This window comes from Syntrophotalea acetylenica, from assembly GCF_001888165.1.
GTDB classification, from domain to species: Bacteria; Desulfobacterota; Desulfuromonadia; order Desulfuromonadales; family Syntrophotaleaceae; genus Syntrophotalea; species Syntrophotalea acetylenica.
The window spans coordinates 877,637-891,925 of sequence record NZ_CP015455.1 but is presented as its reverse complement, the minus strand read 5'-3'; the positions used below and the strand labels follow the sequence as shown (position 1 = coordinate 891,925).

Below are 14,289 nucleotides of genomic sequence, written 5' to 3'. Positions count from 1 at the left end.
TTGAGTAAATAAGTTATTTCGCAACGTAGTAATCGTTGGCCCAGCGTACCGCCAGTCGATCAAAAGGTTTCAGGCTGGTTCCGTAACGATATTCATTCATCCAGCGCCGAATACTGTCAGCCAGCGAGAGGATATTCACCTGTCCATCAGCCAGCTTGACCGCACGAATCAAACGCCGAAAAAATTCATCCGGTGTACGGCTTTTCTGCAATTGCTGAAAGCGCAGTTCGCTCATGCGGGACCTGTCGGTTCCCGGTTTCGTTGAAGCAAGCTGGGCGGCAAACGATTTTTTCCCATCGTTATCTTTGACATGGGCAAGGACAGCCGCGATCATGGCGGCAATGGGGAGGTTCTGTTGCAACGCCCAAACCTCCGGCATCTGCCGCAAAAAATTGAAAAACGGCTCACTCAGAACGACGTCGTCCGGCGTTTCAGCCCGACGCATGCGGGCACGGTCGCCGCGATTTTCCTGCAGCCAGGAAAACCAGGACCGTAATTTCTGTTGCGCCTCTTCCGTCCAGAACTTCTGCTCGTTCACTCCTTACCCTCCTTTTCCGTTGTGGATTTCTCCCGTAATATTTTCATCACCTTACTGGTGCGAAGATTCTTTTCCAGCTCTTTACGGGCACCGATAATCCGTTTCATATCCATATCCTCAGCCGGAGATTCCAGCGCCCAGGAATCAAACAGATCGAGTGCGAGATTTCGGATTGTCTGTTCCCAGAATGCATAGATCTCCGGTGGTGCTCGGCGCTGTTCGCCGGGAAGATCGGAAAGTCGTTTCAGCAAATCGTAGAAATCCTTTTCACTCTGCTGCCAGAATTCCGTGACAACAGCATTCATGTCGCCTTTGACATCTTTCGTTCGTTTGAACCAGGCTTCCTTGAGCTGGTTACGCAATAAATCGGAAACGACCTTTGCTGCTTCAATCAACTCCCCTGCCCAAGCTTGCATATTTGAGGCTGTTCTTTCATCTGCTAAAAGCGGAAAAACGGCATCATACCAACGCTTAACGTCCGCACTTTTAGCAACATACCCAAAACACCATAGACGTCCCCTGTCATTCAAATCTTCTAATCGTTCATGTATAAAAGCCGAAACATTTTTTGCGCATTGGCTTTTATCCCCGTCGCCTCCTAACTTTCCATTAAGCGTAAGTGCAGACCAATCCCTATAATCATCAGCCAGATGTGTTCCCAAAACAGGACTCGCAAAACTCAGTCTGTCTTTTCGAAAATGAGGAGTTAATGGATGCATCCATCCACCGGTATAATAAACACCATCTTTGATTCTTTTATATTTTCTAATTCCTTTAGAAATAGGCTCTCCGCTCAAATCACATTTTCCATCAATTTCTTCGACAAATAATCTTATTCGTCGTGGCATCGGCCAATAATGTTGAAGAGGGTTTCCATCAGTAGGAACTGTTGGCTTTTTATCAGGACTCAATCGGGTATCAGTCAGCCATGGGAAAATGTATTTCTTCTCAAGAAGCTCTTTCTCTCCGGGAACAGAATCAAAATCTTCAGCAGACAACACATTCAGCCATAATTTTCCCCACAGAGTTGCGTCCTTATGTGTGGGCAAAACCAATGAAGTAATGGGACCATTTCCCCGAAGTCCAATTCGATGTTGTCCCCAAGCCAAAACACCTGTCGTCTGTACGTTGAACAGTGCAATTGCCGCCCAATAAGGAGAAACAACTGAAACTGTTCCTCTTTTAGTAAACAAATCCCGATTTTTTGATCTCGTTGTATCGCTAATAGCCCCCCTATTAAGTCTTCGATAGGAAGTTCTTCACCGTCAAAATCATTAAAATCCTGCATAAACGCCGGGCCGTCCGGATTCTCCAGCTCAAACGCCGAAGATACTTTTTGAAAGCAGCCTCTCAACTGATCAACCGTCGGCATTTCATCCCAATACTCCAGCCATTCGTCATGGTCCTCCGGAGCAAAACAGGTCTGCAACAAACCGATCAAAAACTGATAGAGCGCGCCTTGGAAATCGGGGCGCGGAGCCGTTATCTCCAAAACAGGATTGGTTGTCTCAACGATCTGCCAGGGGGCAATCTTGTCCGGCCCCTCCTCCCGCAAAACCGGCAGCCAGGCATCTTCAATCAGATTCACGTTTCACCTCCTTGTTCAGGCTCCAGCCTTTATCCTTGTCGTAACAGGGCAATAAACCATCAACCAACGGCAGCACTTCGACCCAGGTAAGCGCTTTTTCCTTTTCGCGCAATTCATCGATACGCGATTGCCATTGTTGTGGAATCCTTTTGCGCACGTCTTCCCATTCCCTTTTCGGCAGGCTGAGCATACTCATATCCCACGGGTATCTTTTCACCGGAGCATAGGGCTGTAAGGGTCCATTTATTTCAACAACCAGAGCGACATCCACCGTCGGTTCGGAAAGCCGGGTGGGGATATTGGTATCTTCATCCCATCCGCCGCTATCTTCGGCGCTGCGCCGGGAATAACCTTTGGAGAGATCCAGCCGGTTCAACCGGGCAATGCCGCGTTTTCCGCCGGCATCCCCTTCCGCCTCCCAGGATAGACCACGCAAGGCTTCGGGAATGTGATCCTGGGCCTCTTCCCCGAAAACTTCCTCGATCAAGGTTCTGGAATTGTTCATGGGCGCGATCACCTGTTCTTTCAGCAAAATCTGTTGGGTCAACCAAAGCTGGCCGACATGCCGATAAACCGCTTGCGTACCCGGCAGAACGTCTTTCAGCCATGTTTCTTCCGGTGCCTCGCTCGGCTCGGGTGCCAGGATGTAAAACACGGGTGGTTCACGCCGATCCGTCGCCCCTTTTTCCCGCTTCCTGTTGCCGCCCTCATCCCGGATATGACGATGTTCGCGACCAACACGCTGAATCAGCAAATCAATAGGGGCCAGATCGGAAATCAGCACATCAAAATCCAAATCAAGGGATTGCTCGACAACCTGCGTGGCGACAAGCACCCGGCCACAACGCATTTCCGCATCTGAGTCTTTACCAAAGAAGGCCAAGGTTTCATTCTCAATGCGTTGTCTGTCGATCATGGCAAAGCGGCTGTGAAACAATGAAAGCCGCTCTGTTTTCAGCCACTCGCAACAGGACAACACATCGAACGCGGTACGGGCATCGCCAACCGTGTTGCGTATCCAACAGACGCATCGGCCGTGTTCAACCTGTTCACGAATAAGTTCCAGAGCTTCCTGCTCGCTCTTCAACCAGTCAATTGCCGTGGAACGCGCAACTTCCTTTCGTGTTTCAATCGCAACCTCAGAAAACACATTCGGTGCGACGTGCGTTACCAAGGGATAGTCCGCGTTTTCCGACAGAACGCGAGCCTCGCAGCCAACACCGGCACAAAAGGCCTGGACATAATCCTCCCGCATTGCGTTGGGCAAAGTCGCGGAAAGAAGGATGGCGCTACCCCCGTTGGCCGCATGGGCCTGCAAAAGAGTTTGTAGCAAAAGGTTCATATAGGGATCGTAAGCATGAACTTCATCAACAAGCAGGATTTTTCGCGAAAGACCCAGCAAACGCAGGGACTGGTGTCTTGCGGGCAGGATGCTCAACAGGGCCTGGTCAAGCGTTCCTACGCCGACTTCAGCAAGCAGGGCCTTTTTACGACTGTCTGCCAGCCAGGCGTGACAATAGGCTTCGCCGCTTGACTCCCCTTTTGCGTAGCCCCCATTTTCCCCTGTGTTGTCCGGCAAGCCGACGGATTCACGAAAGGCATCCGACAGATGCCGCGCGCCATGCGCCAAGACCAATGACGGCTTTTTCTCACTGCCGAATAAACGTCTATAGGCCTTGCCCAGACGAAGATACATGGCATTGGCCGTCGCCATTGTCGGCAATCCGGCATAAACACCGTCCGCTGCACCGGCGGCCAGTAAACGATGACACAACGTCATTGCCGCTTCGGTTTTCCCCGCCCCGGTTACATCCTCAAATATAAAAAGCTGGGGCTGATCATTAACGTCAACGGAAGTCGACCACTCCTGTAGAGGGGTTGGTTGTTTAATGAAGGGAAACAGATGGTGAATGCCGGCAAAGGGTGCGCAGGCAGTCGGGGTGAGATTCGCTGCGACAGCGATCTGTTTGGCCTGAGGCAAAGCCTTCTTAAACCAGTATTCAGACAACGGGATTTCATCCGAACGATACTGGTCCTCTAACAGGCTGGAACCCTGCCAATCTGCCAAGACGGTTATTCCGGCCAGAACCCACGAATACTGTTGCAGTTTTTTCTTGAACTGTTTATTAGCCAAAATGTCCAGATTGATGTCGTTCAGAAGAAGATGCGAAACACCTAGAAAAAAATTCTTCGCTGCTTGTTCGTCATTCTCGGTAAAAAAATCCTGATGGCGATTCAAAACCTCTTTGGGGGGAATCCCATGGTGGCCGGTCACGATCTTCAGCCAGGGTTCAAAAGCACGAAGTTGCTTGGCGGAAATATCAATTTTCTGTCCTGGCTCTAAAGTGCCCCCAAAGGCTTTACAACTTTTTGCCAAAGTAAAAACCCCAAACTGTCATGCCGCTCATTGTAGGGCATGCCCTGTACGGCTGGGACGAGATGCTCGGACAAGTTTGGTTTGAGGCCCTGAAAAGCCGTTGCGAATTTTCCGATGTCATGCAGCGCCAGACAAAAAACGAACCACTGCCGAAGCCATTCAGCGGAGACACCTAATTTTGAACAGAGCCACTTCGTCACAGGCTTATCCGGTGCAAGAAGCAGCCACCCAACCGCCGCCACATCCAGACAATGATATGGCAACAGATGATATCTGCCATCATCGGAGGATTTGCCCCAGTACCAAAAATAACTACCCATTCTCAATCCACCCTTTTTCTCAACATAGTCTACCACTGAATTCTTCCTGACCATTGCGACAAAATACGTCACACCGACCCCGAAATTGCCAATTGTCCGGGTTTTCCTTGTCCGATGCCCAGCGGGCCGGATTGCTTTCAATGTACCTGCGGATGTGTTGCAATTCGTCGTCATTGCGGATGATGCGCTCGTAATAATTGCGCTGCCACAGCCGACCGGCAAACCGTGGCCAGCCATAGTTGTTGACACCCCGCATATAGGCGGCGAGGGTCATCGTTTTAAACCATTGCACACTGGTTCGTACGGATGGATTTGCTTTGTCGGCCAGGCGGACACATGGGTCCGCCCCTACGATCCGCAGGATCCCGTGGAAATGGTTGGGCATGATGGAATATTCATCCAACCGCGTCGCGGCAAATTTCCGCCATCATTCATTGGCCATCTGCCCCGCTTGGTTCAAAATCGTCGCCCCTTCCCAACAAACATTCCCGTTTCTGAATGCACATGGTCACGAAATATGCCCCCTCGGCTGCATAATCGTATCCCTTCAGACGGATGATTGCTTGCGGCGGGAAGAGAGCCGTTTGTCTCGACGGCAAAGACGCTTTGGATGGTGTTGCTGAGGAAGATGGAGGTTCGGCCACAGCCTGCTCCTCTGCGGCCCGGGACGCGTGCGAGCGTAGCGGGTGATTTCTAATGAATTCCCAATGAAGCTCTTTATGGAAAATAGCAGAGGACGCACCCTCTTTCAACGGCTTTAATATTAATTTCCCGAGCCGCGAAAGCCAACGCACAAACGCCGGCATCTCCTTGGTGGAGAGCCGGCGCCGTGCCGTGGTGCATGGGTGATAGGCGTGCATCCTTGCCGACCCGAAACGGCAGGCGGCAGCGGAAGCGCTGTTACCGCACCCGCTGCAGGTTGCAGATGGCAGGATGGTGGAGCATTATTTTGTGAGCAGTTGCAATACCACATCCTTGAAAGGATTGGCGAACAGCAGGATCATGACCACGACGAACACGTAGATGGCCAGCGATTCGATCATGGCAACGCCGATCATCATGGTGGTCAGAATCTTGCCGCTGGCGCCGGGATTGCGGGACACGCCCTCCAGGGCGGTTTTTACTGCCATGGCCTGCCCGATGGCGGGCACCATGGCGCCAATGGCCATGCCGAAACCGGCGACAATCACAACCCAGGTGTAAAAATCCATTGTTCTTCTCCTTGTCTGTCTCTGGATGGGACGGGCTTGAGCCGTCACTGCGTTTTTGTTTCGATGGTCTTGTTCCCGGATCCGGGGCCGGTCTCCGACGTGAAGTCAGTGTGCCTCCTCCAGCGCCCCGGCAATGTAGATCATGGACAACAGCGTGAAAACAAAGGTCTGGATGAAGGCGACAAAGATGCCCATGATCATCATGGGGATCGGCAGCAGCAGCGGCACCAGGGTAAAGAAAATCATGAGAATGATTTCGTGGCCATACATATTGCCAAACAGTCGCAGGGACAACGACAGAGGCCGCGCCAGATGACCGATGATTTCGATGGGCAGCAGCAGAGGCACCAGCCACCAGATGGGTCCGGTGAAATGTTTCAGATAGCGGATGCCGTGTTCGCGAAAGCCGATGATATGGGTCATGGCGAATACGGTGAGGGCCAGGGCGAGGTTGGTGTTGAGGCTGGCGGTGGGAGGCGCGAACCCGGGAATCAGGCCAAGAAGGTTCGACACCAGCAGAAACAGCGCCAGCGTGGCGATCAGGGGAAAATAGACCACCCCTCTGGAGCCCATGGTTTCACGGGCCATGCGCCGCAGTTCGACCAGTATCGCTTCCACCAGGTTCTGCAGACCGGTCGGCACCATGTCGGCCCGTCGCGTGGCCAGCCAGCCGATGGCCGCGAGGAAGGCCATCACCAGCCAGGTGTGGGTGACATGCTGGAAAAATCCGTGATGCGCCAGCATGTCCGTGGACAGACCAAACCGCACTTTTTCGAGCAGCCAGTTGAGAAATATAAAGGGATGTGTCATGGTTTGCGTCCCGCTTTACAGGGTTTGTCCTGCCCGTCAACGCCGTCTGCCGCGAGAAACGACCTGGATGCGCACCAGGGCGCGTCGCAGGGCGGCCTGCAGGTTGTGGTATTCCTTGTCCATCGGGGTCAGCTCCTTGAGCCGCGCCTCGGCGCGACCCAGCGCCGTCCGCGCCCGTGCAAGGTCGATATGGTCCTGCCGCTCGGCAGTCTCCACCAGTACCAGGACCCGGTCGTCGGCCACTTCCACGTAGCCCCAGTTGACCGCCAGATAGGTCACCTCGCGCCCCTTGCGGTAGCTGAATTCGCCGACCTGCAAGGTGGTCAGCATTGGCGTATGGCCCGGCAGCACGCCAAACTGCCCGAGGCTGCCCGGCGCGGTGATCTCGTCCACCTTTTCGCTGAGCACCTGACCGGCCGGCGTCACCACTTCCAATTGCAGTTTCTGCGCCATGGGGACTTTCCTTTTTAAGGTGCCATCCGGGCGGCGTTCTCCAGCACTTCGTCAATGCCGCCGACCATGTAGAAGGCCTGCTCGGGCACGCTGTCGTGCTGCCCTTCGACGATTTCCCTGAAACCCCGGATGGTCTCGCTCAGTTCCACGTACTTGCCCGGCGTACCGGTGAAGATTTCCGCCACATGAAACGGCTGCGACAAAAACCGCTGGATCTTGCGCGCCCGCGATACGACCAGCCTGTCCTCTTCGGACAACTCGTCCATGCCCAGAATGGCGATGATATCCTGCAGGTCCCGGTATCGCTGCAGCACGTACTGCACGTCACGGGCAACCCGGTAGTGGTCTTCGCCGAGCACCTGCGGATCGAGGATGCGGCTGGTGGAATCGAGGGGGTCGACAGCCGGATAAATCCCCAGCTCGGCGATCTGACGCGACAGCACCGTAGTGGCATCCAGATGCGCGAAGGTGGTAGCCGGCGCGGGGTCGGTCAAGTCGTCGGCCGGCACGTAGATCGCCTGCACCGAGGTGATGGAACCGTGCTTGGTGGTGGTGATGCGTTCCTGCAGCTCCCCCATCTCGGTGGACAGGGTCGGCTGGTAACCGACCGCCGACGGTATGCGCCCCAGCAGCGCCGAAACCTCGGAGCCGGCCTGGGTAAAACGGAAGATGTTGTCGATGAACAGCAGCACGTCCTGGTTTTCCTGGTCGCGGAAGTACTCGGCCACGGTCAGCGCCGACAGCGCTACGCGGGCGCGGGCGCCGGGCGGTTCGTTCATCTGCCCGTAGACCAGCGAGGTCTTGTCCAGCACCCCGGACTCCTTCATCTCGTTCCACAGGTCGTTGCCCTCGCGGGTGCGCTCGCCGACCCCGGCGAAGACCGAAAAACCGCCGTGTTTCTTGGCGATGTTGTGGATCAGCTCCATGATCAGAACCGTCTTGCCGACCCCGGCGCCGCCAAACAGGCCGATCTTGCCGCCGCGGGCGTAGGGCGCCAGCAGGTCGACGACCTTGATGCCGGTCTCGAAGGCTTCGACCTTGGTCGACTGGTCGACGAATTCGGGAGTGGGGCGGTGGATCTCCCAGGTTGTATCGGCCTCCACCGGTCCCTGTTCGTCCACCGGCTCGCCGATGACGTTGAGGATGCGCCCCAACGTGGCACGGCCGACCGGCACGCTGATCTGGCGGCCGGTGTCGAGCACCTGCTGGCCGCGCACCAGCCCGTCTGTAGAGTCCATGGCAATGGCGCGCACGGTGTTTTCCCCGAGGTGCTGGGCGACTTCCGCCACCAGGTTCCATTCTCCGTCGCCAAGACCCGGATTGGTCACCTTCAGGGCATGGTAGATCTCGGGTAGCTGTCCGGGCTCGAATTCGACGTCGATGACCGGACCGATAACCTGGGTGATTCTGCCTGTGTTCATGATATGCCTTCCTTTTTCACCGCCCGTTCGCTCCGCCTACTCGGGCACGCACAGAACGCGGAGGAAAGATCATTTATTTGTGGATTTTTCTGCGCCCTCCGCGGGCTCTGCGGTGAACGCCGCTGTTTCGGTCAGCCCTGCCTAATTACTGTATGGACGCCGCTCCGGAGATAATCTCCACCAGTTCGGTGGTGATCACCGTCTGGCGCACCCGGTTGTACTGCAACGTCAGCCGGTCGATCATCTCGGTTGCATTTTTGCTGGCGCTGTCCATGGCGCTCATGCGCGCGCCGTGCTCGGAAGCCATCGATTCCAGAAACGCCCGGTAGATCTGCACCTCGATATGCTTGGGCAGAATCGAAGCCAGCACCTCGCCGCGCGTCGGCTCGTACAGCGGATGCACCGGAAATCCGGTATCGGCCGGCGCAATGGGCACGGTGGGCGCGATGGGCAGCAGCCGGTCAATGACGACTTCCTGGCGAATGGCACTGAAAAAAGCGTTGTAGATCAGGTACACGGCGTCGCAGGTGCCCGCGCAGTAGTTTTGCACCACTTCCTGGCCGAGCAGCGCGGCAGTGGCGTAGGTGGCCTCGGCGGTGATGTCCTCATACACCTGATCGGCCTGCAGACCGCGGATTTTCAGCTGTTCACGCCCCTTGCGCCCGATCACCACCAGTTCAAAACCGTCGAACCCATCGGGATTGTTTCCAATCAGCTGCTCACAGGCCTTGGCGATATTGAGGTTGAAGCCTCCGCACAAGCCGCGGTCGGAACCGAGCGCCAGCACCATGGCGCGGCCGCGCCGTTCGTGCTGCTGCAGCAGCGGATGCGCCTCCGGGTCCTCATGCAGTGCCAGAAACGCCAGCACCTGCTGCATCCGCTGCGCGTAGGGCCGCGCCGCCACGATAGCGGCCTGCGCCTTGCGAAACCGTGCCGCCGCCACCATTTTCATGGCCCGGGTGATCTGCTGGGTGCTCTTTACCGAGGCGATGCGCTTTTTGATATCCTTCAGGTTTGCCATGGGTCCTTCTTTCTCCGAAAGAAGATCTGTCAGTTCGAAGCTGTAAGCTGTAAGTTAAAGGCAACTATAAGTTTTGTTTTTTAAGGTTTTAGCTTGCAGCTTAAAGCTTCGCCCCTCAGGGTGCGAATTGCTCCCCGAATGCCGACAGGGCAGCCTTGATGCGCCCGTCGAGTTCGCCATCGATGGCTTTCTTCTCCGCCAGGTCGGTCAGCAGCGCCCCGTGATGGGTTTCCAGATAGCTGTACAGATGTTCTTCGTAGCGCCGCAGCGCCCCCAGCGGATAGGCGTCGACATAGCCGTTGTTGGCGGCATAGATGATCAGGATCTGCTTTTCCACCGCCAGCGGCTGGTACTGGGGCTGCTTGAGGATCTCCACCAGCCGCGCGCCCCGTGCCAGCTGCTTCTGCGTGGCGGCGTCGAGGTCGGAACCGAACTGGGCGAAGGCCGCCATCTCCCGGTACTGGGCCAGCGACAGCCGCAGGGTGCCGGCCACCTGTTTCATCGCCTTGACCTGGGCGCTGCCGCCGACGCGGGACACCGACAGGCCGACGTTGATGGCCGGGCGCACCCCGGAGTAGAACAGGTCCGCCTCCAGAAAAATCTGCCCGTCGGTAATGGAGATGACGTTGGTCGGGATGTAAGCCGACAGGTCGCCGGCCTGCGTCTCGATGATCGGCAGCGCCGTGAGGCTGCCGCCGCCGAGTCCGTCGTTGAGTTTGGCGGCCCGCTCCAGCAGACGGCTGTGCAGATAAAAAACATCGCCGGGAAAAGCTTCACGGCCGGGCGGACGCCGCAGCAGCAGTGAGAGCTGCCGGTAAGCCACGGCGTGCTTGGACAGGTCGTCATATACGATCAGGGCGTGGCGGCCGCTGTCGCGAAAATATTCGCCCATGGTCACCCCGGCATAGGGGGCGATGAACTGCAGCGGTGCCGGCTCACTGGCCCCGGCGCACACCACAATGGTGTAGTCCATGGCGCCGTGCTGTTTGAGTTTGTCCACCACCTGCGCCACCGTCGACTGTTTCTGACCGATGGCGACATAGATGCAGACCATGTCCTGGCCTTTCTGGTTGATGATGGTGTCGATGGCCAGTGCGGTTTTGCCGGTCTGCCTGTCGCCGATGATCAGCTCACGCTGCCCGCGCCCGATCGGCACCAGCGCGTCAATGGCTTTCAGCCCGGTCTGCAGCGGCTGGTGCACCGATTTGCGCGTGACGATACCCGGCGCCTTGATCTCCACCTGCCGCGCCGTGGCATCCTGCAGCGGCCCGCCGCCATCGATCGGCTGCCCGATACCGTTGACCACCCGCCCGACCAGCGCTTCGCCCACCGGCACTTCGACGATGCGCCCGGTGCGCCGCACGCTGTCGCCTTCCTTGATGTGATGCGTCTCGCCCAGAATCGCCGCCCCGACGTTGTCTTCCTCGAGGTTAAGCACCATGCCGATCACGTCGCCGGGAAATTCCAGCAGCTCGCCGGCCATGGCGCGATCCAGACCGTGGATGCGGGCGATGCCGTCCCCGACGGAGATAATGGTGCCCATTTCGCTCAGTTCGATCCGACTATCGAAGTTCTCGATCTGCTGCTCGATAATGGCGCAGATTTCTTCCGCTCTGATGTCCATGACCTGTTTCACCCTTTATGCTTTCCCGGGAAAGCCTCTTCGTTGAGATATACCGCCATGCGCCGCAGCCCGGCCCGCAGTGTGCCGTCGAGCACCTGCCCGGCGACTTCGATACGCACCCCGCCCAGCAACTGGGCATCCACGTGCGTGTCAAGCTCGGCTTTGCCGCCGAAACGACGTTCCAGCACCGCCTCGATGGCCCGTGCCGTATCCGCCTCCAGCGGCGCGGCACTGTCCACCCGCGCCCGCACGATGCCAAGTCGCGCATCGATCAACTGCCGGCAGACGTCGACCAGCGCGTCGAAACTGTCGAGCCGCTGACGCTGCTGCAACAGCCGCAGCAGACTGCGCAGTTCCGCATCCAGCTGCAGATAGTCGCAAAGGCCCGCCAGCAGACCGGCCTTTTTCGTGCCGTCCAGCGTCGGGCTGCTCAACAGTTTAAGCAGACGCGGCTCGCAGGCAAACGCCCGCTGCAGACGGGTCAGCTGCTGACCAAGCCCCTCCAGATGCTGCCGCCGTGCCGCCAGATTCACCAGGGCCATGGCGTAGCGTTTTGCAATGACGCGGTGTTTCATGACTTGTCCTCCACCTCGCGCAGGCAGGCGTCAATCAACCGCGACTGCTCCTGCGGTCCGAGCTGCTGCTTGAGATGCTGCTCCGCCAGTTCCATCGCCAGCCGCACCGCCTCGGCACGTAACTGCCGGCGCGCCGCCTCGATTTCCCGCTCGGCGCTACGCGAGGCCTCGCGGCTTATCTGCTCCGCCATCTGGCGCGCCTGTTCTTCAATACGCGCACTTTGACCGGCGCTCTCCGCGGCCAGCTCGGCACGCAGCTGCGCGATGCTGGTGTCGGCATCGGCCAGCTGCCGCTGGCAGGCTTCGTAGCACTGCTCGGCAGCCTGCTGCATCTGCTGCGCCTGTTCCAGCTCTTCGGTCACGCGCCGCTGCCTCCCCTCAAGGGCCCGCTTCAAGGGACCACGCAGTATCAGGTACAAGGCCCCGGCGGTGATACCGAAATCGAGCAGGCGATAGGCAAAATCCTTCATCTGGCCGCCACCGTGGCCGCCAGCCTCGGTCGCCAGTGCCGTCGCCGCAAACACCAGCGTCACCAGCAGCCCGCAGCCGCCGGCCAACACACCGCACCGTAACCCCTTCACAACGGCCTCCCCAGCAGCCGCGCCGCAGCTGCTTCTCCCAGACGCGCGGCCAGTCGCGGCAGCTGCTCGGATTGCTGTTGCAGCTGCCCGGCCACCTCGTGGCGCACCTGCGCCAGCACCTGCGCCGCCTGCGCATGGGACTGCTGCAGCAGCTGGGACTGCTGCCGCTGAGCCTCGGCCAATACTGCGGTTCGCGCCTGTTGCGCCTCGTTGCGTACCTGCGCCAGCCGGGCGTCATAGGCCTGCTGCTGCCGCTCGGTGTGTTCCTCCAGCTGCCGGCTGCGCTCCAGAGCCTGTTCCTGCCGTGCCTGGCGCTGATCCACAACCGCCTGCAGCGGCCGGTACAGCAGACGCTCCAACAGGACTATCAACACCACGAAGTTGCCCGCCTGCAGCCACAGCGTCCAGTCGATATTGTCCACAGTGCTACCTCACGTGAATACAAAAATCAGTACTGACGGTCCCGGTTTGCGCAGCCAACAGCGACAAGCACAAAACGGTGAACCGCTAAATTGACCAAAAAAAAGGCAGACACGCCGAAAAACCGTGCAACAGTTTTTGGAATGGCCCACCCTGGTCACCAAATCTGAAACTTCCGCAGCCGCCAAAATGCATTATTTCAGCCTCCACGAGCACGGTGAAACTTGCCCGGGTCGCCTGGAAGACAGCGGCTCTTGCCGGCGCGGCCAGCCCTGTCACGATGTGCAAAATCTGCAAGATTCGTGAATCGGCAGACAGCGCCCTGCTGCCCTATGAAGCCGACTCAGCGACGCGACAGGCACCGCCGCATTTCAGCATATTCCATGCCACTCAGCCATGCTTGACAATCCGGACGGGAAGATCGTACCGGGCGAGAATCGCATCGACTTCCGCCAGCTGTGCCGGGGTATGGGCAGGCATCTCTCCCATGGGGTACTGCATATCGAGTTGACGGTATTTGGTGACGCCGAGGCGATGGTAGGGCAAAACTTCGACGCCCCTCAGATTGGCCTTACCCTGCGCGGCCCGCACCAGCCAGTCCAGTGTACCAGACAAGGCTGCGACGTCGTCGTTCACCCCGGCAATCAGGGGCATGCGCACCACGACATTGGCGCCCATATCCAGCAACATGCCCAGATTGGCAAGAATACGCTCATTGCCGGCGCCTGTAAAGGCCCGATGTCGTTCGGAATCGATGTGCTTGAGGTCGAAAAGGAAAAGATCGGTGCAGCCGGCCAGCTCGCGATACACCTCCGCCGCAGCCTGGCCGCAGGTTTCCATCGCGGTATGCACGCCGTTGCGCCGGCACTCCCGCAAAATAGCGCCGGCAAAGTCGTGCTGCATGGTGGGCTCGCCGCCACCGACGGTCACCCCGCCGCCGGAAGTCATGTAAAAGAAGTGATCCTCCATGACCACCTCGACAACTTCCCCCACCGTCATCTCGCGTCCGGCAACACGCAGCGCCCGGGCCCCGCAGCTCGCAACACAGGCGCCGCAGCCCGTACAGGCGGCCTGCCTGTCGATCCGATGTTGCATCGGACCATTATCGACCGCGACCAGGGTGTGAACGCCCGCGGGGCAGACCTCCACGCAGCGGCCGCAGGATACACACTGTTCAGCCAGGCACATCACCTGGAAACCGGGGGCGAGACTCTCAGGGTTGGAACACCACTTACAGCGCAACGGACACCCCTTGAGAAACACCAGGGTCCTGACACCGGGCCCATCATGCATGGAGTATTTCTGAATATCGAAAACCATGCCTTGCAACTGTCCCTGTTCGCTCATGGT

15 protein-coding genes and 1 pseudogene are annotated in these 14,289 nt (G+C 57.9%); all 16 read right to left on the bottom strand.

Going from position 1 to position 14,289, the window contains the following annotated elements:
- Positions 1-13: 13 nt before the first annotated feature.
- Positions 14-538: a type I-E CRISPR-associated protein Cse2/CasB gene (gene casB / locus A6070_RS04055; RefSeq protein ID WP_072287165.1), complete on the bottom strand. Its 525-nt coding sequence runs from the start codon at positions 536-538 to the stop codon at positions 14-16.
- Positions 535-1,731 (bottom strand): type I-E CRISPR-associated protein Cse1/CasA, encoded by a 1,197-nt coding sequence (casA, locus tag A6070_RS15965; protein WP_269085282.1) that lies wholly within the window; start codon positions 1,729-1,731, stop codon positions 535-537. The genes casB and casA (A6070_RS15965) overlap by 4 nt, the downstream gene beginning before the upstream one ends.
- Positions 1,732-1,832: 101 nt before the next feature.
- Positions 1,833-2,126 (bottom strand): annotated as a pseudogene (gene casA, locus A6070_RS16290) (type I-E CRISPR-associated protein Cse1/CasA); the annotation flags it as partial.
- On the bottom strand, positions 2,113-4,503 hold the full coding sequence (cas3, locus tag A6070_RS04045; RefSeq protein ID WP_201787916.1) for a CRISPR-associated helicase Cas3': 2,391 nt from the start codon (positions 4,501-4,503) through the stop codon (positions 2,113-2,115). The pseudogene casA (A6070_RS16290) and the gene cas3, both read right to left, overlap by 14 nt.
- A complete protein-coding gene (locus A6070_RS16285) occupies positions 4,467-4,859 on the bottom strand; it encodes a CRISPR-associated endonuclease Cas3'' (protein WP_201787915.1) in 393 nt (130 codons plus the stop codon). Before A6070_RS16285 ends, cas3 begins: the two co-directional genes overlap by 37 nt.
- A complete protein-coding gene (locus tag A6070_RS15955; protein ID WP_236718908.1) occupies positions 4,843-5,208 on the bottom strand; it encodes a transposase in 366 nt (121 codons plus the stop codon). Before A6070_RS15955 ends, A6070_RS16285 begins: the two co-directional genes overlap by 17 nt.
- Before the next feature lie 559 nt (positions 5,209-5,767).
- On the bottom strand, positions 5,768-6,034 hold the full coding sequence (locus A6070_RS04030) for an ATP synthase subunit c family protein (protein WP_072287160.1): 267 nt from the start codon (positions 6,032-6,034) through the stop codon (positions 5,768-5,770).
- Positions 6,035-6,139: 105 nt separating this feature from the next.
- Positions 6,140-6,844, bottom strand: coding sequence for a F0F1 ATP synthase subunit A (atpB, locus tag A6070_RS04025; protein ID WP_072287159.1), 705 nt, complete (start codon positions 6,842-6,844; stop codon positions 6,140-6,142).
- A 36-nt stretch (positions 6,845-6,880) separates the two neighbouring features.
- Positions 6,881-7,297 carry a F0F1 ATP synthase subunit epsilon gene (locus tag A6070_RS04020; RefSeq protein ID WP_072287158.1) on the bottom strand — a complete coding sequence of 139 codons (417 nt, stop codon included), beginning with the start codon at positions 7,295-7,297 and terminating at the stop codon, positions 6,881-6,883.
- Between the two features lie 14 nt (positions 7,298-7,311).
- Positions 7,312-8,718: a F0F1 ATP synthase subunit beta gene (gene atpD, locus A6070_RS04015; protein ID WP_072287157.1), complete on the bottom strand. Its 1,407-nt coding sequence runs from the start codon at positions 8,716-8,718 to the stop codon at positions 7,312-7,314.
- A 145-nt stretch (positions 8,719-8,863) separates the two neighbouring features.
- Positions 8,864-9,739 (bottom strand): ATP synthase F1 subunit gamma, encoded by an 876-nt coding sequence (gene atpG / locus A6070_RS04010; RefSeq protein WP_072287156.1) that lies wholly within the window; start codon positions 9,737-9,739, stop codon positions 8,864-8,866.
- Between the two features lie 115 nt (positions 9,740-9,854).
- Positions 9,855-11,363 (bottom strand): F0F1 ATP synthase subunit alpha, encoded by a 1,509-nt coding sequence (atpA, locus tag A6070_RS04005; RefSeq protein ID WP_072288127.1) that lies wholly within the window; start codon positions 11,361-11,363, stop codon positions 9,855-9,857.
- An 8-nt stretch (positions 11,364-11,371) separates the two neighbouring features.
- Positions 11,372-11,938 (bottom strand): ATP synthase F1 subunit delta, encoded by a 567-nt coding sequence (gene atpH / locus A6070_RS04000; RefSeq protein ID WP_072287155.1) that lies wholly within the window; start codon positions 11,936-11,938, stop codon positions 11,372-11,374.
- Positions 11,935-12,519 carry an ATP synthase F0 subunit B gene (locus A6070_RS03995; protein ID WP_235605403.1) on the bottom strand — a complete coding sequence of 195 codons (585 nt, stop codon included), beginning with the start codon at positions 12,517-12,519 and terminating at the stop codon, positions 11,935-11,937. The genes atpH and A6070_RS03995 overlap by 4 nt, the downstream gene beginning before the upstream one ends.
- Positions 12,516-12,941, bottom strand: a complete 426-nt coding sequence (locus A6070_RS03990; RefSeq protein WP_072287153.1) for a F0F1 ATP synthase subunit B family protein — start codon at positions 12,939-12,941, stop codon at positions 12,516-12,518. Before A6070_RS03990 ends, A6070_RS03995 begins: the two co-directional genes overlap by 4 nt.
- Before the next feature lie 388 nt (positions 12,942-13,329).
- Positions 13,330-14,286 (bottom strand): choline TMA-lyase-activating enzyme, encoded by a 957-nt coding sequence (gene cutD / locus A6070_RS03980; protein ID WP_072287151.1) that lies wholly within the window; start codon positions 14,284-14,286, stop codon positions 13,330-13,332.
- Positions 14,287-14,289: the final 3 nt, after the last annotated feature.

Coding starts and splice junctions, on each gene's coding strand:
- A6070_RS15955 (WP_236718908.1), bottom strand. CDS start 5,208: ATGCCCAACCATTTCCACGGGATCCTGCGGATCGTAGGGGCGGACCCA.
- cutD (WP_072287151.1), bottom strand. CDS start 14,286: ATGAGCGAACAGGGACAGTTGCAAGGCATGGTTTTCGATATTCAGAAA.
- atpA (WP_072288127.1), bottom strand. CDS start 11,363: ATGGACATCAGAGCGGAAGAAATCTGCGCCATTATCGAGCAGCAGATC.
- atpB (WP_072287159.1), bottom strand. CDS start 6,844: ATGACACATCCCTTTATATTTCTCAACTGGCTGCTCGAAAAAGTGCGG.
- atpG (WP_072287156.1), bottom strand. CDS start 9,739: ATGGCAAACCTGAAGGATATCAAAAAGCGCATCGCCTCGGTAAAGAGC.
- A6070_RS04020 (WP_072287158.1), bottom strand. CDS start 7,297: ATGGCGCAGAAACTGCAATTGGAAGTGGTGACGCCGGCCGGTCAGGTG.
- atpD (WP_072287157.1), bottom strand. CDS start 8,718: ATGAACACAGGCAGAATCACCCAGGTTATCGGTCCGGTCATCGACGTC.
- A6070_RS04030 (WP_072287160.1), bottom strand. CDS start 6,034: ATGGATTTTTACACCTGGGTTGTGATTGTCGCCGGTTTCGGCATGGCC.
- atpH (WP_072287155.1), bottom strand. CDS start 11,938: ATGAAACACCGCGTCATTGCAAAACGCTACGCCATGGCCCTGGTGAAT.